The following is a 24,317-nucleotide window of genomic DNA, read 5'->3' as shown; positions in this document are numbered from 1 at the left end:
CCATGGGCAACGGCGCTACCGGGTTCAGTGAGCAGACCGCCGCGGCGATCCAGCGGGTGCGACGGCACTCGCTCGGGGACCTCCTGCACCGCACGGCCGTCCGGTACCCGGGCAAGACCGCGGTCGTCGACGGCGACACCCGCTGGACGTTCGCCGAGTTCGACGCGGCGGTGAACCGGTGCGCCGCCGCCCTGGCGGAGCAGGGGCTGGCCAAGGGCGACCGGCTCGCGCTGCTCTCGCACAACTGCCGCCAGTTCGCGGTGCTCGTCTACGCCACCGCGCGGCTCGGCGTCGTGCTCGTGCCGATCAACTTCATGCTGAACGCCGAGGAGATCGCGTTCATCCTCGACCACTCCGGGGCGACGGCGTTCGTCGTCGAGGACGCGCTGGCCGCCACCGGGGAGAAGGCGCTCGCGCAGTCGTCGGAGCCGGCGTCGGTCCGGGCCTGGATCGGGCTGTCCGGACAGGCACCGACCGGCGACTGGGCCGACCTGGACGCCTGGATCGACGGCGACGGCGACCCCGGTGAGCCCGACGTGCACATCGCCGACGACGACCCGCTGCGCCTCATGTACACCTCCGGCACCGAGTCGCGGCCCAAGGGCGTCATGCTGCCGAGCCGGTCGCTGATCACCCAGTACGTGTCGTGCGTCGTCGACGGCGGGATGGAGCACGACGACGTCGAGCTGCACTCGCTGCCGCTCTACCACTGCGCGCAGCTGGACTGCTTCCTGTCCGTCGACGTCTACCTGGGCGCGACCAGCATCATCCTCCCGGCGCCGGACCCGGCCCGGCTTCTGGAGACCATCGAGCGGGAGAAGGTCACCAAGCTCTTCTGCCCGCCGACGGTGTGGATCTCGCTGCTGCGCCACCCGGACTTCGACACCCGGGACCTGTCGAGCCTGCGCAAGGGCTACTACGGCGCCGCGGCCATGCCGGTCGAGGTGCTGCAGGAGCTGTCCCGGCGGCTGCCCGACGTGCGGCTGTGGAACTTCTACGGCCAGACCGAGACCTCGCCGCTGGCGACCCTGCTGGGTCCGGACGAGCAGCTCAGCCACGCCGGGTCGGCCGGGCGGGCGTCGCTGAACGTCGAGACGCGCGTCGTCGACGACGAGGGCGACGAGGTCCCGCCGGGTGAGGTCGGCGAGATCGTGCACCGCAGCCCGCACGTGACGCTGGGGTACTACCGGAACGAGGAGAAGACCGCCGAGGCGTTCGCCGGCGGCTGGTTCCACTCCGGCGACCTGGGCGTGATGACGGCCGACGGGTACCTGTCCGTCGTCGACCGCAAGAAGGACATGATCAAGACCGGTGGGGAGAACGTGGCCTCCCGCGAGGTGGAGGAGGCGCTCTACCTGCTCGACGGCGTCGCCGAGGTCGCCGTGTTCGGCGTCAGCCACCCCCATTGGATCGAGGCCGTCACCGCGGTCGTCGTCCCGAAGCAGGGGGTGACGCTGACCCGCGAGCAGGTCGACGCGCACGCGAGGGACAAGCTCGCCGGCTACAAGCGGCCCAAGTACGTCGTGTTCGCCGACGCCCTCCCCAAGAACCCCAGCGGCAAGATCCTCAAGCGGGAGCTGCGCACCGAGCACGGCGACATCGCCGCCCGGGAGGGCTGAGCCCGCCCCGGGCGTCAGCAGCCCGGCCGGACCACGAACTCGGCCTCCACCTCGGCCCGGACGGTGATGTCGTCCGGGGCGAGCAGCGTCCCGAGCCCGCCGTCGGCGGACTCGGCGCCCCAGCTGCCGGGCGCGCCGACGGCCCGCGCGCTCATCGCGACCGCCCGGCCGCCGAGCATCCCGGTGTCGGCGACCGAGCGCGGGGCGACGGTGCCCAGGTCCAGGGCGTCGGCGTAGTCCTGGGCGCGTTCGACGGCCTGGCGCAGCGCGTCCTGCCGGGACGCGCGCTCGATCTCGCGGCGGTGGTCGCGGGCCAGGTCCCAGGTGATCCCCTGGATCTGCGCACCGGTGAACCGGTCCACACCGGACAGCCACGCGCCGAGCCGGGCGACGTCGTCGAACTCCACCGACACCGACACCGACGCGTGGTGCACCGGCGGCTGCGGGCGCCCCTCGAAGGAGGGCTGTTCGACCCAGCTGCGGGCCTGGTCGACGACGTAGCGCCGGACCGGCCCGGCGTCGGGGTCGTGCAGGCCGCGCACGTCGGCGACGAGCGCCGCGGTGCCGCGCTCGACCTCCGCCCGCACCGGGGCGGCCTCGGGGCCCTGCGCCTGGACGACGACGAGCGCGGTGCCGCGCTCGGCGGGCACCTGCCGCTCGTGCTCGCCCCGCACCCTGATCACGACGTCGCTCATGCCAGCTTCTCCCACAGGAATCCGTAGGCCAGTGCGGCCATCCTGGCGGCCTGCGCGTTGTCCGCGGCGCCGCCGTGCCCGCCCTCGATGTTCTCGTAGTAGGTCACGTCGTGGCCGGCGGCCTCCAGCGCGGCGGTGAACTTGCGGGCGTGGCCGGGGTGCACCCGGTCGTCGCGGGTGGAGGTCAGCAGGATCGTCGGCGGGTAGTCGGCCGCGTCGTCGATCAGGTGGTACGGCGAGAACGTCCGGATGAACTCCCAGTCGTCGGTGTCCGGGTCGCCGTACTCGGCCATCCAGGAGGCACCGGCGAGCAGGTGGCTGTAGCGCTTCATGTCCAGCAGCGGCACCTGGATGACCACCGCGCCGAACAGCTCCGGGTAGCGGACCAGCATGTTCCCGGCCATCAGGCCGCCGTTGCTGCCGCCCTGCACGGCGAGGTGAGCCCGCGAGGTGACGCCGCGGTCGATCAGGTCCCGGGCGACGGCGGCCATGTCCTCGTAGGCCCGCGGCCGCTTCTCGCGCAGCGCCGCCCGGTGCCAGCGCGGCCCGTACTCGCCGCCGCCGCGCAGGTTCGCGACCGCGTACACCCCGCCGCGCTCCAGCCAGGACCGGCCCGTGCCACCGGAGTAGCCGGGGGTCATGGGGATCTCGAAGCCGCCGTAGCCGTAGAGCAGGGTGGGGGCGGAGCCGTCGAAGGGCAGGTCGTCGCGCCGGACCAGGAAGTACGGGACCCGGGTGCCGTCGTCGCTGGTCACGAAGTGCTGCTCGATGACGTGGCGGGACGCGTCGAAGAACGCGGGCGCGCTGCGCAGCGGACGGGGCTGTTCGCCGACCGTCGCGATCGACAGCGTCGACGGGGTCAGGTAGTCGGTGACGATCAGCCAGACGTCGTCGCTCTCGTCGACGTCGACCGCGGCGACGGTGACGCTGCCGAACTCCGGTGCCCCGGTGAACGGCGCGCGGGTCCAGCCCTGCTCGCCCGGGGTGAGCACGACGAGCCGGTCGACGACGTGTTCCAGCACGTCGAGCACGAGGTGGTGGCGGGTCCAGGCGTACCCGGCGAGCGAGGAGGAGTCGGTGGGCTCGAACAGCACCTCCCACGAGGGGGTGCCGGCCAGGACGTCGTCGAAACGGGCGGCGAGCAGGGAGCCCGCGGTGAACGAGCCCCAGTCCTCGCGCAGCTCGACGGTGCACCACTCGCGGTGCACGTCGGTCATCGCGGAGTCCGGGACGTCGATCTTGGTGAGGGTCCCGTCCCCGCCGATGAGGTACAGCTCGTCGGCGTAGAAGGCCAGCGCCCGGCGCAGGAAGTCCCGCTCGAAGCCGGGGGTGTGGTCACGGAACGCCGAGATGCTGAGGTCGGTCTCCTCGCCGGCGTAGACCAGCTCGGCGGACTCCAGGGCCTCGCCGCGGCGCAGCCGCCGCACCGTGCGCGGGTAGCCCGACGTGGTCATGGTGCCCGGGCCGAGGTCGGTGGACAGGTAGACGGTGTCCCGGTCGATCCAGCTCATCCCGCCCTTCGCCTCGGGCCGGGAGAACCCGCCGTCGACGAAGCTGCGGCTCGGGATGTCGAACTCGCGCGTGACGTCGGCGTCGGCGCCGCCGCGGGACAGGTCGACCAGCGCGCGGTCGAGGTCCGGGCGCAGGAACCGGGCACCGTGCCAGACCCAGTTCTCGCCCTCGGCGGCGTTGAGCGCGTCGACGTCGAGCAGCACCTCCCACTCGGTGTCGGCGCTCCGGTAGGACTCCGGCGTGGTGCGCCGCCACAGGCCGCGCGGGTGCTGCTCGTCGGTCCAGAAGTTGTAGTAGTGCCCGCCGCGGGCGGTGACGAACGGGATCCGGTCGCGGGAGTCGAGGACCTCGCGGATCCCCGACTCCAGCTCGGCGAACAGCGGGGTGCCGGTCAGCCGCGCCTCGGTGCGGGCGTTGCGCTGCGACACCCATTCCAGGGCCTCGGTGCCGGTGACGTCCTCGAGCCAGGCGTGCGGGTCGTTCGTCATGACCCGATCATCGCTCACACGAACGGAGCGACGGTGATCCCGGCCCGGGCGAGCTCGTCACGGACCCGTCGGGCGGTCGCGACGGCGCCGGGGGAGTCGCCGTGCAGGCAGGCGGACTCGGCACGGACCGCGACGTCGCTGCCGTCGACCGCGCGCACCGTCCCCGTCCCGACCACACGGACGAGCCGTTCGGCCGCCTCCGCGGGGTCGTCGAGCAGCGCACCCGGTTCGCCGCGCGGCACGAGCCCGCCCTCACCGGTGTAGCCGCGGTCGACGAAGAACTCGCCCACCGCGCGCAGCCCGGCCCGCTCGGCCTCCGCGAGCAGCTCGGACCCGGGCAGCCCGAGCACCGGCAGCGACGGGTCGTACGCCCGCACCGCCCGGACCACCGCACGCGCCTGCGCGGTGTGCGTCCGCGTGGCGTTGTAGAGCGCGCCGTGCGGCTTGACGTAGCGGACCCGGGTGCCCGCGGCCCGGCACAGGGCCTCGAGGCCGCCGATCTGGTAGAGCACGTCGTCGGTCAGCGCGTCGGGCTCGATGTCGAGGAACCGGCGCCCGAACCCGCGCAGGTCCGGGTACGACACCTGCGCCCCGACGACGACCTCCGCCCCGGCCGCCCCGGTGGTCGTGACCCGCAGCGTCGAGGGATCCCCGGCGTGGAACCCGCACGCGACGTTCGCCGAGGTGACGAGCCCGAGCATCGCCTCGTCGTCGCCGAGGGTCCACCGGCCCCAGGACTCACCGAGGTCGGCGTTCAGGTCGATCGTGCTCACGGGCGTGTCCTCGGTGTCTGCGTCGGTGTCTGCATCGGAGTCCGTGTCGGTCCGGGGCCCAGTGTGACCGGTATCGGCTCGCTCGGAGATCGGAGCTCCTGGGCCCGGCGGCCCGGGATCGGGCCATCTCGCCCGGGCCCGGGGGCACCGGAGGGTGCTGGTTCTCCGAACTCGCTTACCCGGTAAGCGGATTCGGAGAACAGGGGTGTCCGGGGGCCGGTTCCTGCCGGCGTGGAGGCGCGTCGCCTCATCGGCATCCTGTCCTGCGAGAAACAGTGCGTCCCGGGAACGGTTCTGCGGACGTCGGGCCTCCCCGGAACCGGGGGAGCCGGGGCGAGGCACGGACGAGGACCGACCGGCCCTGCCCCGGCGCGAGGGCGGCGGGCAGCCCTGCCCGGTCAGCCCTCCTGCAGCGCCCCCGCCCGCACCAGGACGGCGGCCCGGTGCCCCACGCGGACCCGTTCGAGGGGCCGGGCCCCGCCCGGCAGCGGCACCGTCCGCCCGCGCCCGACGGCCACGACCACGGCGTCCGGGCGGAGCGCGGTCGCGACCGCGCGCAGGAACTCGACCCCGGGGTCCCGGTCGTCGGCGGCGGCGCGGACGGGCCCGGCGTCGGGGGCCGGGGTGCCGGCCGCGCCGCCGGGCCGGGTGGGGGAGGCGGCCCAGGTCGTCCGGTGCCCGTGCGGCAGGTCGGCCAGGACCAGGTCCGGGCCGGTCCCGTACGGGCCCGCCCCGGCCAGTGCGTTGCGGACGGCGGCGGTGTCGCGGGCGTCGGCGAGGGTGACGGACCAGGCCGGGGTACTCGCCGGGACCAGGGTCCGGGCGGCGGTCGCGGCGTCGGCGTAGGACGGCTTGTCGTGCCGGGCCGCGAGGGCCTCGAGGTCCGCGGCGCGGGCGGTGAGGCCGCCCGGGTCGAGCAGGGCGAGGTTGCGCCGGGCCAGGTCGAGCGGCTCGGGGTCGGCGTCGGTGCCCACCAACCGCGCGAGGCCGGGGACGAGCAGGCCCAGCACGGCGAGTGTCACCCCGGCGCCGCAGCACGGGTCCCACACGGTGAGCGGGGCGTCGGCGGGCAGGTGGACGCGGGCGCGGGCGGCGAGCTCGACGGTCAGTCGTACCGGGAGGGTCGGGCGGCCCGGCGCCGACGCCAGCACCGCGTCGAGCGCCGCGTGGTTCGCGGCCGGGGCGTGGCGGTACTGCACCCGGGCAGTCCAGCAGCCCGCGGCCGCACCGGTTCCGGCGGGTGGCCGGTCAGCGGGTGCGGCGGTGCAGCCAGAACGCCACACCGCCGACCAGCAGCGCGACGACCACCAGCGCGCCGACGATCTGCGGGCCCGCGGTCCCGGCCAGGTAGCTGAGCGGGAGCCCGGCCAGCGCGATGATCAGCACCCAGGCGACCACCCGGCGGGTCGCGGGGCCCTCCGGGCCGGGTGTGTTCCGATCGTGCTCCATGTCCGGAACGTACCGGTCGGGCGTCGAGGCGGTGCCGCCCCGGGTCCGGTCCCGCGTCCGGCCCGGCCCGGTACCGGGGCTCAGCCGGTGTTCTTCATCCCGGCCGCGATCCCGTTGATCGTCAGCAGCAGGGCGCGCTCCAGGTCGGGATCCGGGTCGTCGCCCGCGGCCCGGCGCTGGGCGAGCAGCTCGACCTGCAGGTGGTGCAGCGGCTCGAGGTAGGTGTCGCGCACCGACAGCGTGCCCCGCAGCACCGGGTGCCGGGCGAGCAGCTGGTCCTCCCCGGTCACCGCGAGCAGCTCGCGGCGGGTGAGTTCGTGCTCGGCCCGGATCTGCGCGAACAGCCCCTGCTGCTCCGGCTCCACCAGGGTCGCGACGTAGTTCGACGCGATCCGCAGGTCGGTCTTCGCCAGCGTCATCTCGACGTTGCCGATCAGGTTCCGGAAGAACGCCCACTCCCGCATCTCGGCGAGCTCGTCGGCGTAGCCGGCCTCGCGGGCGGCCTTCAGCCCCGAGCCCAGGCCGTACCAGCCGGGCACGACCATCCGGGTCTGCGTCCAGCCGAACACCCACGGGATCGCCCGCAGGTCGTCGAGCGTCGGCTCGCCCTGCCCCGGTCGCTTCGACGGCCGCGACCCGACGTTGAGCCGCCCCAGCTCCTCCACCGGCGTCGCCGCGGTGAAGAACAGCGGCAGGCCCGGGTCGTCGACGAGCGTCCGGTAGGTCGCGGTGGCCGCCTCGGACACACAGTCCATGACCTCGTCCCACCGCTTCAGGGTCTCGGCCGGCCAGCGCGACGCCTGGTGCAGCAGCGACGCGTCCAGCATCGACGCCAGCAGGATCTCCAGGTTGTCGTGCGCCAGGCTGGGCAGCGAGTACTTGTCGGAGATGACCTCGCCCTGCTCGGTGAGCTTCATCGTGGCGTCGACCGACCCGAACGGGGCCGACGCGATGGCCTCACCGGCCGGGCCGCCACCGCGCCCGACCGACCCGCCGCGACCGTGGAACAGCCGCAGCCGCACCCCGTGCTCGGCGGCCACGTCGCGCAGCTGGCGCTGCGCCCGGTGGATCTGCCACTGCGACGCGGTGATCCCCGCGCCCTTGTTGGAGTCGGAGTACCCCAGCATGATCTCCTGCAGGTCACCGCGGTTGCGGACCTGCTGCCGGTACCCCGGGTCCGACAACAGCCCCTCCAGCAGCTCCCCGGCCCGGGACAGCTCCTCCACGGTCTCGAACAGCGGCACGAGGTCGATCGAGGAGCGCGGGTCGTCGCCGATCTCGACCATGTACGCCTCGCGGGCCAGCACGGCGACGGCGAGCAGGTCGTCGACGTCGCGGGCCATCGAGACGATGTAGGTCCGCACGACCTCGTCGCCGAACTCGTGCTGCAGCGCGTGCACCGTGTCGAACAGGTCCAGCACCGGCGCGGCGGCCTCGGGCACGCCGTAGTGGCGGCGGAACAGCGGCCGCTTGCTGCGCAGCTCCGCCGAGAGCAGCTCCCGGCGCTCGTCGCGGGTCAGCTCGGCGTAGGGCTTCTCCAGCTCGCCGAGCCCGTCGAACACCGCGCCGAGCGCGTCGTGGTGCTTCTGCGAGTGCTCGCGCACATCCATCTCGACCAGGTGCAGGCCCAGCGCGCGGGCCGAGCGGATCGCCCGGGCCAGGGTGCCGCCGGCGATCCGGGCTCCGTGGTGGCCGCGCAGCGACCGGTCGACGACCAGCAGGTCCTCCAGGTAGCCGGCCGACCCCAGGTAGTCGACGCCCGGCTCGTGCGCGGCGCCGGCCGCGATCCGCCGGCGGGTGTTCTCCAGCCGGGCCGCGACGTAGGACAGCTTGAGCCGGTACGGCTCGTGCGCGTTGAGCCGGATGTAGCGGTCGTGCACCGCGGGCAGTGCGCGGCGGTCCCGGGCCAGCGAGCCGCGCAGCTCCTCCGACACCCCCATCACCCGCGTCGACACCGACAGCTCGAAGACCAGCTTCTCGACCAGCGCGGTGTGGATCCGGATCGCCCGGTCGGCGTTCAGCTCCAGCACCTCGCGGGTCACCGCGGGGGTGACGTTGGGGTTGCCGTCGCGGTCGCCGCCGACCCACGACCCCAGTACGAGCGGACGCGCGTCGTCCGGGATCTCCAGCCCGGCCTCGGCGGCCTCCCGGGCGAACTCGCCCAGCAGGTCGGGGACGGTCCGCTCGCCGAGCCGGGCCGCGAACCAGGCGACGTTGCGGGCCTCGTCGATCACCATCGGCTTGCCGGGGCGGATGTCGTCGGTCTGCCAGAGCAGGTCGACCAGCGCGGCGAGCTCCTCGTCGGGCGCCCGCTCGTCGAGGGCGTCGACGATCCGGCGGAGGATGCCCAGCACCGACTGCCGGGTCGACTCGGTCGGGTGCGCGGTGAACACCGGGCGCAGCTCGGCCCGGGCCAGCACGTCGGCGACCTCGTCCGGGTCGGCCTCGGTGGCCAGGCGGCGCAGCACCGTCCGCAGCGGTCGTGCGTCGACCGGGCGGAGTTCCCGCAGCTCACGGGACCGGTGCAGCTGCTCGGCGACGTTGGCCAGCTGGAAGTACTGGGAGAACGCCCGCGCCAGCAGTACCGCGGTGCCGGTGTCGATCCCGTCGAGCAGGGCCGCGACGACGTCCGGCCCGGCCTCGCCGCGCGCCGAGTCCCGGGCCGCCCGGCGCACCTGCTCGACCAGCTCGAGGACCTCGGGACCGGACTCGTCGGACAGCGTCCGCCCGAGCATCGTCGACAACCGCCGGATGTCGGCGCGCAGCGCCTTCTGCTCGCTCTCGCTGACGACGCCCGAGTGCGCGGTCAGCGAGTCGGGGGCGAGTGCGGTGGTCTCCGAGGGGCTCACGCAGGCTCTCCGGTTCTCCGCGCGGTGGCGCGGGTCGGGACGGGCCGCTCGCGTCGTCGGGAACGGGGTTCGGGCAGCGGCATCGTCCCCCGCCGGCGCGGGGCGGGGCCATCGCTGGCGCCGCCCGTAACCCCGGGGAAACCTGATCCGCACGAACTCGGACACATCCGCACGACATCGCACATCATCGCGGGCCACACTGGGCGCATGACCCGCTGGCTGCGTCGCACCCCCGGTGCCTCCCGTCCCCGCATCGAGTTCGGGGCCGACTACAACCCCGAGCAGTGGCCGCGCGCGGTGTGGGAGTCCGACGTGGCGCTCATGCGCGAGGCAGGCGTGACGGTCGCGACCGTCGGCGTCTTCTCCTGGGCGCTGCTCCAGCCCGCGCCGGACCGCTGGGACCTCGGGTGGCTCGACGACGTGCTGGACCTGCTGCACGCGGGCGGGATCGCCGTCGACCTCGCGACGGGCACGGCGTCACCCCCGCCGTGGCTGCATCACCGGCACCCGGAGATCCTCGCCGTCGACGCCGACGGCCGGACCCTGGCGCCGGGCGGGCGCCAGCACCACCGCCCGACCTCCCCGGTGTTCCGCCGCCACGCCCTCGCCCTGGTCGAGCGGCTCGCCCGCCGCTACGGCGACCACCCCGCGCTCGCCGCCTGGCACGTGTCCAACGAGCTGGGCTGCCACGACGTCCACGACCACTCCGACGACGCACAGGTCGCGTTCCGCGCCTGGCTGCAGCGCCGCTACGGCGACCTCGACCGGCTCAACCACGCCTGGGGCACCGCGTTCTGGTCCCAGCACTACGGCGACTGGGACGAGATCGGCACCCCGCGCCGCACCGGCCCGGGCACCCACCCGAACCCGACCCAGCAGCTCGACTTCGCCCGCTTCTCCTCCGACGCCCTGCTCGACCACCTGCGCGCGGAGCGGGACCTGCTGCACGCGCTCACCCCGGACGTGCCCGTGACCACCAACTTCATGGTGATGGGCGAGACCAGCGGCATGGACTACGCGACCTGGGCGCCCGAGGTCGACGTCGTCGCCAACGACCACTACGTGTTCCCCGGCCCGGACGCCCGCGACGAGCTGTCGTTCTCGGCCAACCTCACCGGCAACCTCGCCGGCGGGCACCCGTGGTGGCTGATGGAGCACTCGACGTCGGCGGTGAACTGGCAGCCGGTCAACCGCGCCAAGCGCCCCGGGGAGCTCGCCCGCGACGCGCTCACCCACCTCGCGCACGGGGCCGACGCGCTCTGCTTCTTCCAGTGGCGCCAGTCCGCGGCGGGCGCGGAGAAGTTCCACTCGGCGATGGTGCCGCACGCCGGGCCGGCCTCGGCGCTGTTCCGCGACGTCACCGCGCTCGGGGCGACCCTGCGCGACCTGGCCCCGGTCGCCGGGGCGCGACGGGTCCCCGCGCCGGCCGCGGTGCTGTGGGACTGGCCGTCGTGGTGGGCGGCCGAGCAGCCGTTCACCCCGACCACCGAGCTGCGCTACAAGGCCGAGGCGCTCGGCTGGTACCGGGCGTTCCTCGACGCCGGGGTGCGGGCCGACGTCACGTCCGCCGACGCGGACCTGTCCGGCTACGGGCTGGTCGTCGCCCCGGTGCTGCACGTGGTCGGCCCGGACCGGGCGGCCGCGCTGACCGCCTACGTCGGGGCCGGTGGGCACCTGGTCACCACCTACTTCTCCGGCACCGTCGACGACGACGCGCACGCCGTCCTCGGCGGCTACCCGGGCGCGCTGCGCGACCTGCTGGGCATCCGGGTCGAGGAGTTCGCGCCGCTCGACCCGGGCGCCGTCGTCGAGCTCGACGACGGCTCCACCGGTGACCTGTGGAGCGAGGCCGTGCAGGTGGTGGACCCGGCCGTCGAGGTGCTCACCCGCTGGACCGGCGGCGGTACCGACCCGGCCGCGGGGGACCTCGCCGGGCTGCCCGCGGTGACCCGCCGCCCGGTCGGGGACGGATCGGCGACCTACGTCCCGACCCGCCTCGCCGATCGCGCCCCGCTGCTGCGACGCCTGCTGGCCGCCGCCGGGATCGTCCCCGAGCTGCCCGGCGAGCTGGTGGGCCGGGTGGAGCTGGTCCGCCGCGACAGCTTCCGGTTCGTCGTCAACCGGACCGACGCCCCCGTCGACCTGGGGCCGCTCGGCGCGGCGGAGGTGCTCGCCGGCCCGGCCGGCACGCTGCCCCCGCGCGGGGTGACCGTCCTGCGGGACTGATCCGCGGGATCGAATCGCACGTTCCTGCCCCTGGGAGGGCGGAAACGTGCATCTCGGTAGCGGCGGCAGGACCGGGGTGCGGACGGCCGGACGCCCCGCCGCGCGGGAGGCGCGGCGGGGCGTCGGGGTCGTACCGGGTGACGCGGGGTCAGCTCGCGTCGAGGTCCTGCTCCAGCAGCTCGGCCAGGGCCGCGACGGCGGCCTCGCCCTGCTCGTCGTCGGAGGAGGTCAGCACGACCTCCTCGCCGGACTTCACTCCCAGGCCCATCACCGACAGGATCGAGGCGGCGTCGACCGGACCACGCTCGCCGTCGGCGGTCCCGATCCTCACCTTGACCCCCTGCTCCTTGGCGGCGGTCACGAACAGGTTGGCGGGGCGGGCGTGCAGCCCGACCGACGAACCGACCTTCACACGGCGCTCGGCCATGGTGGGTGCTCCTTCTCTCGGGTGGGTCAGCCCGCGACCGGCGCGGCGGCCGGGGCGGTGGCGGTCTGCTCGGCGGCGGCCGGAGCCGGGGTGCGGCGGGCCGACTTCAGGCCGACGACCAGGGCGGCGGAGACCAGGGTGCCCGCGATGATCGCCAGCAGGTAGGCGAACGGGTTGCCGATCAGCGGGACCACGAAGATGCCGCCGTGCGGGGCCCGCAGGGTCGCGCCGAAGGCCATCGACAGCGAGCCGGCGACCGCGGACCCGGCCATCAGCGACGGGATGACCCGCAGCGGGTCGGCCGCGGCGAACGGGATCGCGCCCTCGGTGATGAACGAGGCGCCCAGCAGCCAGGCGGCGCGCCCGTTCTCCTGCTCGGCCTTGGTGAACAGGTTCTTGCGGACGGCGGTGGCCAGGGCCAGCGCCAGCGGCGGGGTCATGCCGGCGGCCATGACCGCGGCCATGATCATCAGCGCGGTCTCGGAGCCGGTGGACAGCCCGGCGACGGCGAAGGCGTAGGCGGCCTTGTTGACCGGGCCGCCCATGTCGAAGGCCATCATCAGGCCGAGCAGCGCGCCGAGCAGGATCGCGTTGGTGCCGGACAGGCCGTTGAGCCAGTTGGTCAGGCCGGTCGTGGCCGCCGCGAGCGGCGTGCCGACGACCAGGAACATGATCGCGCCGACGACCGCGGTGCCGATCAGCGGCAGCACCAGCACCGGCATGATCCCGGCCAGGGCGCGGGGCGGCTGCCACAGCTTGAGGCCGTAGACGACCGCACCGGCGAGCAGACCGGCGACCAGGCCGCCGAGGAACCCCGCCTGGGTCTGGACGGCGATCATGCCGCCGACGAAGCCGGGCACCAGTGCCGGGCGGTCGGCGATGGCGTAGGCGATGAAGCCGGCCAGGACCGGGACCAGGAAGCCGAACGCCAGGCCACCGACCTGGAAGAACAGCGCGGCCCAGGACTGCAGTGCACCCGGGTCGAACGCGACCGAGGCGACGCCGTCGTCACCGAAGGAGACGACGTCGGGCGCCTCGGTGATCTGGTAGCCGCCGAGCGCGAAGCCCAGCGCGATCAGCAGACCGCCGGCGGCGACGAACGGGATGACGTAGGAGACGCCGGTCATCAGCCAGCCGCGCAGGCGCGACCCGAAGCCGGAGCCGAAGTTCTTGGTGTCCATCTCCGCGCCGTCGCGCTGGGCCGGGGCCGTCGCGGCGGCCGTGCCCTTCGGCTGGGCGGTGGCCTTGGCGACGGCCTGCTCGATCAGGCCCGGCGCGCCGCCGATGGCCTTCTTGACCGGCGAGGTCACCGTGGGCAGGTGCGCGAAGCGCTCCTTGTCCCGGACCTCGACGTCGGCGGCGAGGATGATGGCCTCGGCCTCGTCGAGCTGGGCCTGGGTGAACGGCGTCGAGCCGGCCGAGCCCTGGGTCTCGACCACGATCTCGTGGCCCGCCTCCTCGGCGGCGACCTCAAGAGCCTCGGCGGCCATGTAGGTGTGGGCGATGCCCGTGGGGCACGCGGTGACGGCGAGGAGCTTCATGCTCCCACCTCCTGCTGGATGAAGGTCGCGACGGCGGCCGGGTCGGTGGCGTTGCGGAGCTCGTTCTTGAACGAGGCACGGACCAGGCGACGGGCCAGCGCGGCGAGCACCGTCATGTGGTCGGTGTTCCCGCCCTCGGGGGCGGCGATCATGAAGATGAGGTCGGCGGGGCCGTCCTCGGCGCCGAAGTCGACACCCGACGGCGCCCGGCCGAAGGCCAGGGTCGGCTCGGTGACGGCCGCGGAGCGGCAGTGCGGGATGCCGATGCCGCCCTCCAGGCCGGTCGGCATCTGGGCCTCGCGGGCCTCGATGTCGGCGAGGAACCGGTCGAGATCGGTGACCCGGCCGGCCTTCACCAGGCGCTCGGCGAGCGCGGTGACGGCGGTCTTCCGGTCGGCCGACGGCACGTCGAGGTCGACCAGATCAGCGGTGATCAGGGCAGTCATGCGGCATCTCCGGTGAGGGCGAGGGTGACGTCCGGCGTGGGGGCCAGTTCGACGTCGTCGATTCGGATGTCGGCCGGACCCGGCGTGGCGGAACCGGGCAGTCGGCAGGCGGCGGCGCCGTAGGCCACGGCCTGCCGCAGGGCGTCGGGTCCCTCCCCACCCGCGGCCAGGAACCCGGCCAGGGTGGAGTCACCGGCGCCCACCGTGCTGAGCACGGTGATCGGAGGGGTCCGGGCGTGGTACTCGCCGGACCGGTCGACCAGCAGGGCACCACCGGCACCCAGGCTGACCAGGACCGCGCCGATCCCGCGGGCACGCAGCTCGCGGGCGGCCAGCAGCACGTCGCCGAGGCTGCCCAGGGGGCGCCCGACGAGCTCGGCCAGCTCGGCGTGGTTGGGCTTCACGAGGTCGGGGGCCGCCGCGACGGCGTGGTGCAGCGGCGCGTCCGAGGTGTCGATCGCGACCTTCAGGCCGGGACGGCGGCAGCGCCGGGTCAGCTCGGCGTGGAAGTCGTCGCCGACCCCCGGGGGGAGTGACCCGCAGCTGACCAGCCAGGTGGCGCCGGCGCCGAGGGCGCAGGCGCGCTGGAACAGCGCCTCGACCTCGTCGGCGGACAGTCGCGGGCCCGGCTCGTTGATCTTGGTGGTGACGCCGTCCGGCTCGACCAGGGTGATGTTGACCCGGGTGGCATCGGCGACGGGGACGGCGACGGTCGTGACGTCGGTCGGCTCCAGCAGCGCCGCGAGGCGCTCACCGGGGGTGGCGCCCGACGGCATCAGGGCCACCGCCCGGTGCCCGGCCGACGCCAGCGCACGGGCGACGTTGACGCCCTTGCCGCCGGGGTCGACCCGGACCGACCCGGCGCGGTGGACCTCGCCGCGCACCAGGTGCGGCAGCGCGATGGTCCGGTCCAGGCTCGGGTTCGGGGTGACCGTCACGAACATGGGCGGGGTCGGGAGCGTGCGGGGGGTCATGCGCGTACCACCTTCGGGCCGGCGGCCTCCAACTCGGCGGCGTCCGCCGCGTCGAGGCCGGTGTCGGTGATCAGCGTGTCGACCTCGGCCAGCGTGCCGAAGCGGACGAACTGGTCGGAGCCGAACTTGCTGGCGTCGGCGAGGACGACGGTGCGGCGGGCGGCGCGCAGCATCGCCCGCTTCGTCGCGCCCTCGCCGCTGTCGGGTGTGGTGAGGCCGCGCGCCACGGAGAAGCCGTTGGTCCCGATGAAGGCGACGTCGATCGTGAGACCGGCCAGCACCTCGGTGCCCCAGTCGTCGACGGTGGCCAGGGTCGTCCCGCGGACCCGGCCGCCGAGCAGCCGCAGGTCCACGTTCGGGCGCCCGGCCAGCGAGGACGCGATCGGCAGCGAGTTGGTGACGACGGTGACGTCGCGCTCGCGGGGCAGGGTGCTCGCGAGCCGGGAGGTCGTGGTCCCGGCATCGAGCAGGACGGTCGCGGCGGTGCCCAGCTCGGCGAGGGCGGCCTTGGCGATCCGCTCCTTCTCCGCGCCGAACTGGCTGTCGCGCTGGCCGACCCCGGGCTCGAAGTTCAGCAGGTCCGACGGGATCGCCCCGCCGTGCACCCGCCGGACGAGGGCCTGGCGCTCCAGGGCCCCGAGGTCCCGGCGGATGGTCTCGGGGGTGACATCGAGCTCCTCGGCGACAGCGGCCACGTCGACCCGGCCCCGGTCCCGGGTCCGGTCGAGCAGCCACTGCTGACGCTCCGCTGCGTACATCTTTGTTCGCTCCCGCTTCGATGCTTGCTTGTGTCTGAGTATGTGGGTTTTACTGTGTTTGTCAACGGGTCACGTCGACGTAACCCCGGGAGCCACTCATGCCGAGCACCACCGCCCTCACCGGAATCCCCGCCAGCCCCGGCCGCGCCGGCGGCCGCGTCGTCCGCGTCGCCGAGCCGCCGGGCGAGCCGGCCGCCGGCCCCGCCCCGGCCGACGCCGCCGCCGAGGCCGCGCGGATCGCGCCGGCCGTCGAGCTGGTCTCGCAGCGCCTGACCGCGCGCGCCGCGACCGTCACCGGCGACGCGCGCGAGGTGCTGGAGGCGACCGTGACGATGGTCGGCGACCCGGCGCTGCTGGAGAGCGCGCAGGGGCTGGTCACCGAGCAGGGGCGGCCCGCCGCGCGCGCGGTGTGGGAGGCCGCGAACTCCTTCGCCGAGATGCTGTCGTCGATGGGCGGCTACATGGCCGAGCGCGCCCGCGACATCCACGACGTGCGTGACCGGATCGTCGCGGAGCTGCTGGGGCTGCCCGCGCCGGGCGTCGCCGACCTGGACGCGCCCGCCGTGCTCGTCGCGACCGACCTGGCCCCGGCCGACACCGCCGGGTTGAAGCCGGGCGTCGCGCTCGCCCTGGTCACCGAGCAGGGCGGCCCGACCAGCCACACCGCGATCCTCGCGCGTTCGCTGGGGATCCCCGCGGTCGTCGGCTGCGCGGGCGCGACCCGGATCGCCGAGGGCGCCGCGCTGACCGTCGACGGCGGCACCGGTGAGGTCGTCGAGGTCGCCACCCTCGACGAGGCCACCGCGTTCGCCGCCGCCGCCTCGGTCACCGCCGAGTGGGACGGCGTCGGCCGCACCGCCGACGGCCGTGTCGTGCCGGTCCTGGCCAATGTCGGCGACGGCCCCGGCGCGGCGAAGGCCGCGGAGACCCGGGCCGAGGGCGTCGGCCTGTTCCGCACCGAGCTCGCGTTCCTCTCCGCGGCCGAGGAGCCGACCGAGGCCGCCCAGCGCGAGGTCTACACCGCGGTGCTGTCCGCGTTCTCCGGCAAGCCGGTCACCGCCCGCACCCTCGACGCCGGCGCGGACAAGCCGCTGCCGTTCCTGTCGCTCGACGGCGAGCCCAACCCGGCGCTGGGCGTGCGCGGCCTGCGGATCGCCCGCGTCCCCGGCAACGGCGACGGCGTGCTGGAGCGCCAGCTCGCCGCGCTCGCCGCCGCGGCGAAGGAGACCGGCGTCGCGCTCAAGGTGATGGCGCCGATGGTCGCCACCGCCGAGGAGGCGCGCTGGTTCGTGCAGCGCTGCCGGGCGCACGGCATCTCCCAGGCCGGCGTGATGATCGAGATCCCGGCCGCGGTGCTCACCGCCGACGAGATCATGGCCGAGGTCGACTTCGTCTCGGTCGGCACCAACGACCTGGCCCAGTACCTGTTCGCCGCGGACCGCCAGTCCGGGCCGGTGGCCGCGCTCAACGACCCGTGGCAGCCGGCGCTGCTACGGCTGATCGGGCTGCTCGGCGAGGCGTCGGCGCGCACCGGCACCCCGGTCGGGGTGTGCGGTGAGGCCGCGGCCGACCCGGGACTGGCCGCGGTGCTGGTGGGGCTCGGCGTCGCGAGCCTGTCGATGGGCTCGGGTGCGCTCGCCGCGGTCGGGGCGACCCTGGCCGGGCTGACGGTGGAGCAGTGCCGGGAGCGGGCCCGTGCGGCCTGCGCCGCGGCCGACCCGATCGCAGCCCGCCGCGCCGTCGCCGCACTCGACGGCTGATCGCCGTTCGTCGCGTTCGTCCTCCCGCTCGGCTGCGCGGTGGGCGGACCGGCGGTCGTCACGCCGCTGGTCGCAGTGACCTGTGGTCCCACCGGACGTACCCGGCCACCGGTTGCCCTCGGCGACCCGCGGTTGTTGGGTCGACACACGGCGTGATCCTGTGTCGCGAACCGGGCGCCGTCCGACGACCGGAGGTCACCCATGTCCGAGGGACCGCTTGCCCACGCCGTACGGGTGGCCTCGGAGCAGGCCTACGTCGACGGGCTGTCCGAGGGCCGCCGCGAGGCCTGGGAGCGGGCCTCGGGCGCGCGCCCGGAGCCGGCGTCGAAGCGGCTGCTCGTGCACCTGTCGCACTCCATCGAGCGCGCGGTGATGTCCGGGCCGCGGGAGGACCCGACGGTCGTCGTCGCGCTGTTCCAGCAGCTGCGCTTCTTCGACCGTGAGCGCGAGGTCTACGCGCGGATGGCCCAGGCCGGGATGCACGTCGTCGTCGCGTTCGCCGACGGCGGGGTGCACGACGTGCCGGACGGCGTCCACCTCGTGGTGCTGGACCCGGACGAGCCGCTGGCGTCGGAGTGGAGTGTCGTCGCGCTCGGGCCCGGGGCGGGTGCGTTCCTGGTCGCGACCGACCAGTACGCCCGCGACCCGCGCGAACGGGGCGAGGCCGGGCGGGTGTTCCTCGGCCGCTGGGGCTACGCCCGTGCCCAGGCCGGGACCGAGCTCGCGCGGCTGCGGTTCGCGCTGGGGGACCGGCTGCCGGCCTCGGTGCGGCGCACGGTCGACGAGCTGCTCGGCTCCTCGATGCCGACCGGCGGCGACCCGGCGGCCTCGGCGGGCACCACCGGAGAGGCCTGGGCGACGACCTCGCTCAACCACATGATCGACCGGCTGCTGTCGGCCCGGGCCGGCACCCGTGAGCTGCGATCCCAGCTGGCCGACGCCCAGCGCGCCGCGGCCGCCCGTGCCGCCGCCGCGGTCGACCCGGCGAGCGGTCTGCCCACCGCCGAGGCCCTGGACCGCTTCGCCGGACCGGCGGGGCCGGAGACGCTGCCCGTCGGCGTCGCGCTGTTCGACCTGCCCGGCCTCGACGGCTCCGTCGTGCACGACGACGACCGCGCCGCCTGGTTCGCCGCCCACCAGGTCGCGGCGGCGATGACCCAGCCGCTCGGCCCGGTCGACGCGGCCCTGCGGCTGTCCGAGCGCGAGTTCGCGCTGGTCGTGCCCGGTGCCTCGGACCGGCACCTGGCCGGTCTCTGCGACCGGGTCGGCGAGCGCCTGGCGCTGGCCTCGCAGGGCTGGCCGGGCATCGCGCTGGCCGGGCGGGTCGCGTTCGCGGTCACGGCGACCCGGCCGCTGCCGCTGGCCGACCTGCGCGAGGCGCTGGCCCACCTTCCCGAGGAGCCGGGCGACGCCGGCCCGGTCGACGCCGGCCGGAACCCGGCCGGGGACCGCATCGTCGTCGCCGCGACCGGGCGGGAGGGCGCCCCGCCGCGTCCGTCCCCGGAGCCGTCGGCCGCGGCCCGGCACCGCGGTCCCGACGACGTCGCTCCGCGCCCGCGCCCGGCCGGGAACGGCGGCGGGTCCGGCGACCCGGTAGCGCCCCCGCCCGACGCGCACGCCCCGCCGCCCCGGCCCGCACCGGCCCCGCCGCCGTCGCGGCCCCGGCCCTACCTCGACGCGTCGTCGACCGGCCCGCAGCCGGTCACCGGTGACGCGGCCGCCGACCCGCGGGCTGCGGCGCAGGAGGCGCTGCGCCGCCTGGTCCAGGGCGACCGGGGTGCCGACTACGACGTGTTCGCCGACCGGCACCGCGACAACGGCGGTCACCCCGGCTGACCGGCGCGTTCGCCCTGGGCGGAGCTGCCCGGGGCAGAACCGGGCGCGGACCGGGCCGTCCCCCGGCCACGGTGGGGTCATGAGCGACTCACCGCGCACCCCGCGCTTCGACGACCGCGCCCGCCGCGACCTCTACGACCAGCGCGTCGTGGTGCTCGACGGCCCCCTCGACGACGACAACGGCACCCTGCTCGCCACCCAGGTCGTGGCACTGGCCGCCCGTGACCCGGACGCCGACATCGCCTTCTGGATCCACTCGCCCGGCGGGTCGGTTCCGGCGATGCTGGCGCTGCGCGACCTGTTCCGGCTGGTCCCCTGCGACGTCTCGACGCTCGTGCTCGGCATCGCCTACAGCGCCGGGCAGTTCCTGCTCTCGGCGGGCACCCCGGGCAAGCGCCGCGCGCTGCCGCACTCGCGGGTGCTGATGCACCAGGGCTCGTCGGGGATCGGCGGGACGGCCGTCGACATCGAGCTGCAGGCCGACGACCTGCGCCACACCCGCGACACCGTGCTCGGCCTGATCGCAGCCGACACCGGGCAGCCGGTGGACCGGATCTTCACCGACTCGCTGCACGACCGCTGGTACTCCGCCGCCGAGGCGCTCGGCTACGGCTTCGTCGACGCCGTCGTCGACCGGTTCGACCAGGTGGTGCCGCGCCGCGGTGCCGTCCCGACCGGCTTCGGCGTGGGGCGGTGACGGCGGTGAGCGCCTACCCGATCCCGAACGTCATCGCCCGCACCCCGGGCGGCGAGCGGGTCCTCGACGTCTACTCCCACCTGCTCACCGAGCGGGTCGTCTATCTGGGCACCGAGATCGACGCGGGCGTGGCGAACGCGCTGATCGCCCAGCTCCTGTTCCTGGAGGCCGACGACCCCGACCGCGAGGTGCAGCTCTACGTCAACTGCGGGGGCGGCGACCCCAGCGCCATGCTCGGCATCTACGACACGCTGCGCCACGTCCGCTGCCCGGTCGCGACGACGTGCGTCGGCCAGGCCGTCTCGGTGGGTGCGGTGCTGCTCGCCGCCGGGACCGAGGGCCGTCGTGGCGCGCTGCCGCACGCCCGGGTCGTGCTGCACCAGCCGGCGGCGCAGGGCCGCGGGTCCATTCCGGACCTGATCCTGCAGGCCGACGAGCTGGTCCGGATCCGCGCCGACATCGAGGAGATCCTGGCCCGGCACACCGGGCAGACGGTCGAGCGGTTGCGCGCCGACACCGACCACGACCGCGTGTTCACCGCGTCCGCGGCCCGGGACTACGGCCTGCTCGACACCGTGCTCGAACCGCAGCCGCCGCGCACCCGCGAGCGTCGCTGAGCGGCGCCGGGTCAGGCCGCCAGCGCGTAGGCGCACTGCGACCCGCGGGCCCGCGGCGCCGTCGCGAGACCGTCGGCGACGCCGCGGGTCAGCGCGGCCAGGTCGGTCCCGAGCGCCCCGGCGACGGCGGCGATCATCTCGCTGGAGGGCTCCTTGCGGCCCCGCTCCACCTCCGAGAGGTACTGCGGGGACACCCCGGCGCGCCCGGCCGTCGCGCGCAGGGTCTCACCGCGGGCGTGCCGCCGTCGTCGCAGCTCACGACCGAGTGCGTGCCGCCAGAGGGGTTCGCTCATGGGGGCACGGTAGGACCGGACGGCGGCCGCGGTCCCCGGGTTCCGCCCACAGCGGAACCCGGGGTGGGCGCTCAGGCCTTCAGGAACTCGAGCAGCGCGGCGTTGAACTCGTCGGGGTGGGTCGCGTTGAGACCGTGCGGGCCACCCTCGACGAGCGCGAGCTGTGCGCCCTCGATCGCCTCGTGCGAGCGCTTGCCGGACACCTCGAACGGGACGATCGCGTCGGCGTCGCCGTGGATGACCAGGGTCGGGATGCCGGCGTCGGAGACCTTCTGCACGTCGTCGCGGAAGTCGGTGCGTCCGAACGCGGTGATGCAGTCCAGGGTGCCCTTCGGTGACGCGAACTCGGCGATCGCGCGGTGGTAGGCCCGGTTCGGCTCGCTGATCAGGTCGGTCCGGTCGCCCGCGGCGAAGAAGTTCGACGTGAACTCCTCCAGGAAGGCGATCCGGTCACCGGTGACGCCGCCCTGGAACTGCTCGATCGTGGCGTCGTCGAGACCGCCGTCGGGGTTGTCGTCGGACTTGTAGAGGTACGGCGGGACGGCCGCGGCCAGCACGACACGGGCGACCCGGTCGGTGCCGTGCTTCGCGACGTAGCGGACGACCTCGCCGCCGCCCATCGAGAACCCGACGAGGGTGGCCTCGCGCAGGTCGAGGTGCACGAGCAGGGCGTGCAGGTCGTCCGCGAAGGTGTCGTAGTCGTAGCCGTCCCAGGGCTGGGAGGACTGGCCGAAGCCGCGACGGTCGTAGGTCACGACCCGGTGGCCGGCGTCGACCAGCGCGGGGACCTGCTTCTCCCAGGACCTCCCCGACAGCGGCCAGCCGTGGATCAGCACGACGGGTGCGCCGGAGCCCTGGTCGGTGTAGTGCAGCTCGACCGGGCTGCCGTTCTCGGTACCGATGCTGAGCTGGGGCATGGGGTGCACTCCTCCGGGAAGATCGGTTGCGTCCTCCCGATCCGCGTACCCGCCCCGCCGCGGACCTACCCGTCGACGACCGTGCCCTGCCCGAGCATCCGCTCCAGCACGGCGCGGACGGTCGCGTCCTCCACGGTGTAGTACACGTAGGTCCCCTCGCGCCGGTTCTCGACCAGGCCCGACAGCCGCAGCTTCGACAGGTGCTGGCTCACCGCGGTGGGGGCGGCGCCGACCAGGTCGGCGAGGCAGGCCACCGAGGACTCGCCCTGCAGCAGCGCCCAGAGGATCTTGACCCGGGTCGGGTCGGAGAGCATGCGCATCGCGTCCGCCACCCGGCGGACCTCGTCCTCGGGCGGCATCGCGAAGCCGTGGATGGACTCGTGCACGACGTCGAGGATACCTGCGTGACTGCGCGGATGGTCCACCGTCTCACCATGTGGATGGCTGACTGCGTATCTTCGTGCATACGCAGGTACGGTCTCACGCATGCGATCCGCTCTGACCCTGCCCGAGGTCCGCTGGGCCGGGGCCTCCCTGCTGGCCTTCCTGGCGGCGCTCGGGGTCGACCTGCTCGGCGCGCCGTCCGCGGTGGTCGTCGGCCTGTACCTGGCCTGCTACGTCCTCGGCGGCTGGGAGCCCGCGCTCGAGGGCCTGCGTGCGCTCGGTGAGAAGCGGCTCGACGTCGACCTGCTGATGATCGTCGCCGCGGTGGCCGCGGCCGCGATCGGGCAGTGGTTCGACGGCGGCCTGCTCATCGTCATCTTCGCGACCTCCGGGGCGCTGGAGTCGGTCATGACCGCCCGCACCCGGGCCAGCATCGACGCGCTGCTCGACCTCGCCCCCGAGACCGCGACCGTCGTCGCCGACGACGGCACCGAGCGCACCGTCCCGGCGGCGCAGCTGGCCGCGGGGCAGGTGGTCGTGGTGCGGCCGGGGGAGCGGGTCCCCGGGGACGGCGCCGTGCTCGACGGGGTGTCGGAGGTCGACACCTCCGCGCTGACCGGTGAGCCGGTCCCGGCCCGCACCGGGCCGGGCGACGCGGTGCTCGCGGGCACCGTGAACGGCACCGGCGTGCTGCGGGTCCGGGTCTCGCGCGACGCCGCGGACACCGTCGTCGCGGGGGTCGCCGCGCAGGTCGAGCGGGCCGCCGAGACCAAGGCGGGCCGCCAGCTGTTCATCGAGCGCGTCGAGCAGCGCTACTCGGTGCTGGTCGTCGCGGGGACGGTGCTGCTGCTCGCGGTTCCGCTGCTGCTCGGCGCCCCGTTCACCGAGACGCTGCTGCGCGCGATCGTCTTCATGATCGTGGCCTCGCCGTGCGCGATCGTGCTCGCGACGATGCCGCCGCTGCTCGCCGCGGTCGCGGTGTCCGGCCGGCGCGGGACGCTGGTCAAGGACGTCACCGTGCTGGAGGCGCTCGCCGAGGTCGACACCGTGGTGCTCGACAAGACCGGCACGCTGACCTCCGGCCGCCCGCAGGTGGTGTCGGTGACCCCGCTCGGGTCCCGTCGCGCCGACGAGCTGCTCGCCCTGGCCGGGGCCGCCGAGGCCGGCAGCGAGCACGTACTGGGCCGGGCGGTGCGCGCGCACGCCCTGGAGCGCGGCCTGCACCTGCCCCACGCCGAGGGGTTCACCGCGGTCCCGGGCGAGGGTGTGCGGGCGGTCGTCGGCGGGCGGACCGTCGCCGTCGGGCGCCCGGAGCTCGCCGGTGACGCGGAGGTCCCCGGGGTCGCCGCGCTGCAGGAGGCGGGGCGGACCGCCGTCGTCGTACTGGTGGACGGCGAGCCCGCCGGGGTGGTCGGGCTGTCCGACGAGCCGCGTCCGGGTGCCGCGGCCGCGCTGGCCGCGCTGCGCCGCGAGGTCGGCGGCGACCCGCAGGTCCTCACCGGCGACGCCGAGCGTCCCGCCCGGGTGCTCGCCGACCGGCTCGGCCTGACCCGGGTGCGGGCCGGGCTGCTGCCCGACGGCAAGGTCGAGGTCGTCCGCGCGGAGCAGGCCCGGGACCGCCGGGTGCTCGCCGCGGGCGACGGCATCAACGACGCGCCGCTGCTCGCGTCGGCCGACGTCGGCCTCGTGGTCTCCGAGGGGGCGGGGGCGCTGTCCCTGGAGGCCGCCGACGGCGTGCTCACCCGTGACCCGCTCGGCTCGCTGGCCCCGCTGGTCGTGCTGGCCCGGCGGGCTCGGCGGATCGCGCGGGCGAACCTGGCCTTCGCCGCCACGGTGATCGTGGTCCTGGTCGGGTGGGACCTGATCGGGACGTTGCCGCTGGTCGTCGGCGTCGCCGGGCACGAGCTGTCCACGGTGCTGGTGTGCCTGAACGGGCTGCGGCTGCTCGTCGTCGCGCGCCGGGAGGACCGGCGGGGCCGGGCCGCCGTCGCGCCGGTCCCCGTGGATCCCGAACGGGAGCGCGTCGGGGCCTGACGGGGGGGCTCCGGCCGGTGCT

General features: G+C 75.0%; 21 protein-coding genes. 7 read left to right on the top strand and 14 right to left on the bottom strand.

What is annotated here, in order from left to right; genetic code table 11:
* Nucleotides 1-2: 2 nt before the first annotated feature.
* Nucleotides 3-1,619: an acyl-CoA synthetase gene (locus MTO91_RS25395; RefSeq protein WP_476653025.1), complete on the top strand. Its 1,617-nt coding sequence runs from the start codon at nt 3-5 to the stop codon at nt 1,617-1,619.
* 14 nt (nt 1,620-1,633) lie between these two features.
* Here MTO91_RS25395 and MTO91_RS25390 read toward each other — a convergent pair whose 3' ends face one another.
* The 6 genes from MTO91_RS25390 to ppc form a co-directional block, all read right to left on the bottom strand.
* Complete coding sequence (locus MTO91_RS25390) at nt 1,634-2,314, bottom strand: SIMPL domain-containing protein (protein ID WP_476653024.1); 681 nt, start codon at nt 2,312-2,314, stop codon at nt 1,634-1,636.
* Nucleotides 2,311-4,314 carry a prolyl oligopeptidase family serine peptidase gene (locus MTO91_RS25385; protein WP_405421157.1) on the bottom strand — a complete coding sequence of 668 codons (2,004 nt, stop codon included), beginning with the start codon at nt 4,312-4,314 and terminating at the stop codon, nt 2,311-2,313. Before MTO91_RS25385 ends, MTO91_RS25390 begins: the two co-directional genes overlap by 4 nt.
* A 14-nt stretch (nt 4,315-4,328) precedes the next feature.
* The gene (locus tag MTO91_RS25380; RefSeq protein ID WP_208821575.1) at nt 4,329-5,087 is read right to left on the bottom strand and encodes a LamB/YcsF family protein; all 759 of its coding nucleotides are present in this window, start codon (nt 5,085-5,087) and stop codon (nt 4,329-4,331) included.
* Nucleotides 5,088-5,485: 398 nt separating this feature from the next.
* Nucleotides 5,486-6,286 carry an rRNA methyltransferase gene (locus MTO91_RS25375; RefSeq protein WP_476653022.1) on the bottom strand — a complete coding sequence of 267 codons (801 nt, stop codon included), beginning with the start codon at nt 6,284-6,286 and terminating at the stop codon, nt 5,486-5,488.
* A 49-nt stretch (nt 6,287-6,335) separates the two neighbouring features.
* Complete coding sequence (locus MTO91_RS25370) at nt 6,336-6,536, bottom strand: hypothetical protein (protein ID WP_062398523.1); 201 nt, start codon at nt 6,534-6,536, stop codon at nt 6,336-6,338.
* Nucleotides 6,537-6,616: 80 nt separating this feature from the next.
* The gene (ppc, locus tag MTO91_RS25365) at nt 6,617-9,385 is read right to left on the bottom strand and encodes a phosphoenolpyruvate carboxylase (RefSeq protein WP_476653021.1); all 2,769 of its coding nucleotides are present in this window, start codon (nt 9,383-9,385) and stop codon (nt 6,617-6,619) included.
* A 207-nt stretch (nt 9,386-9,592) separates the two neighbouring features.
* On the opposite strand from ppc, the gene MTO91_RS25360 reads away from it, so the two are divergent.
* The gene (locus tag MTO91_RS25360) at nt 9,593-11,611 is read left to right on the top strand and encodes a beta-galactosidase (protein WP_476653020.1); all 2,019 of its coding nucleotides are present in this window, start codon (nt 9,593-9,595) and stop codon (nt 11,609-11,611) included.
* A 148-nt stretch (nt 11,612-11,759) separates the two neighbouring features.
* Here MTO91_RS25360 and MTO91_RS25355 read toward each other — a convergent pair whose 3' ends face one another.
* From MTO91_RS25355 to MTO91_RS25335, 5 genes are read right to left on the bottom strand one after another with little or no spacing between them, the layout of a single operon-like run.
* Nucleotides 11,760-12,038, bottom strand: coding sequence for an HPr family phosphocarrier protein (locus MTO91_RS25355; protein WP_062398519.1), 279 nt, complete (start codon nt 12,036-12,038; stop codon nt 11,760-11,762).
* A 26-nt stretch (nt 12,039-12,064) separates the two neighbouring features.
* On the bottom strand, nt 12,065-13,579 hold the full coding sequence (locus MTO91_RS25350; RefSeq protein WP_476653019.1) for a PTS fructose transporter subunit IIC: 1,515 nt from the start codon (nt 13,577-13,579) through the stop codon (nt 12,065-12,067).
* Nucleotides 13,576-14,025 (bottom strand): PTS sugar transporter subunit IIA, encoded by a 450-nt coding sequence (locus tag MTO91_RS25345; protein ID WP_062398515.1) that lies wholly within the window; start codon nt 14,023-14,025, stop codon nt 13,576-13,578. The genes MTO91_RS25350 and MTO91_RS25345 overlap by 4 nt, the downstream gene beginning before the upstream one ends.
* Complete coding sequence (gene pfkB, locus MTO91_RS25340) at nt 14,022-14,969, bottom strand: 1-phosphofructokinase (RefSeq protein ID WP_476654967.1); 948 nt, start codon at nt 14,967-14,969, stop codon at nt 14,022-14,024. Before pfkB ends, MTO91_RS25345 begins: the two co-directional genes overlap by 4 nt.
* Before the next feature lie 26 nt (nt 14,970-14,995).
* Nucleotides 14,996-15,757 (bottom strand): DeoR/GlpR family DNA-binding transcription regulator, encoded by a 762-nt coding sequence (locus MTO91_RS25335; RefSeq protein WP_476653017.1) that lies wholly within the window; start codon nt 15,755-15,757, stop codon nt 14,996-14,998.
* Nucleotides 15,758-15,855: 98 nt separating this feature from the next.
* Here MTO91_RS25335 and ptsP point away from each other — a divergent pair, with 98 nt between their 5' ends.
* The 4 genes from ptsP (at nt 15,856) to MTO91_RS25315 (ending at nt 20,667) form a co-directional block, all read left to right on the top strand.
* Nucleotides 15,856-17,517 carry a phosphoenolpyruvate--protein phosphotransferase gene (ptsP, locus tag MTO91_RS25330; protein ID WP_476653015.1) on the top strand — a complete coding sequence of 554 codons (1,662 nt, stop codon included), beginning with the start codon at nt 15,856-15,858 and terminating at the stop codon, nt 17,515-17,517.
* A 201-nt stretch (nt 17,518-17,718) separates the two neighbouring features.
* Nucleotides 17,719-19,353 carry a DICT sensory domain-containing protein gene (locus MTO91_RS25325; protein ID WP_379673960.1) on the top strand — a complete coding sequence of 545 codons (1,635 nt, stop codon included), beginning with the start codon at nt 17,719-17,721 and terminating at the stop codon, nt 19,351-19,353.
* Between the two features lie 79 nt (nt 19,354-19,432).
* Complete coding sequence (locus MTO91_RS25320) at nt 19,433-20,050, top strand: ClpP family protease (RefSeq protein ID WP_476653014.1); 618 nt, start codon at nt 19,433-19,435, stop codon at nt 20,048-20,050.
* Between the two features lie 5 nt (nt 20,051-20,055).
* Complete coding sequence (locus MTO91_RS25315; RefSeq protein WP_073576933.1) at nt 20,056-20,667, top strand: ClpP family protease; 612 nt, start codon at nt 20,056-20,058, stop codon at nt 20,665-20,667.
* A gap of 11 nt (nt 20,668-20,678) precedes the next feature.
* On the opposite strand, the gene MTO91_RS25310 is transcribed toward MTO91_RS25315, so the two are convergent.
* From MTO91_RS25310 to MTO91_RS25300, 3 genes are all read right to left on the bottom strand, one after another.
* Nucleotides 20,679-20,960, bottom strand: a complete 282-nt coding sequence (locus MTO91_RS25310) for a helix-turn-helix domain-containing protein (protein WP_073576796.1) — start codon at nt 20,958-20,960, stop codon at nt 20,679-20,681.
* A gap of 71 nt (nt 20,961-21,031) precedes the next feature.
* Nucleotides 21,032-21,877 (bottom strand): alpha/beta fold hydrolase, encoded by an 846-nt coding sequence (locus tag MTO91_RS25305; RefSeq protein ID WP_476653013.1) that lies wholly within the window; start codon nt 21,875-21,877, stop codon nt 21,032-21,034.
* A gap of 65 nt (nt 21,878-21,942) precedes the next feature.
* Nucleotides 21,943-22,263: an ArsR/SmtB family transcription factor gene (locus tag MTO91_RS25300; RefSeq protein ID WP_062398503.1), complete on the bottom strand. Its 321-nt coding sequence runs from the start codon at nt 22,261-22,263 to the stop codon at nt 21,943-21,945.
* Nucleotides 22,264-22,363: 100 nt separating this feature from the next.
* Between MTO91_RS25300 and MTO91_RS25295 the strand changes: the two genes are divergently transcribed.
* Nucleotides 22,364-24,295: a heavy metal translocating P-type ATPase gene (locus MTO91_RS25295; RefSeq protein WP_476653012.1), complete on the top strand. Its 1,932-nt coding sequence runs from the start codon at nt 22,364-22,366 to the stop codon at nt 24,293-24,295.
* The last annotated feature ends 22 nt before the right edge of the window (nt 24,296-24,317 follow it).

Source organism: Pseudonocardia sp. 2-7, assembly GCF_056341085.1.
This window is presented reverse-complemented; position numbering and strand designations above follow the sequence as displayed.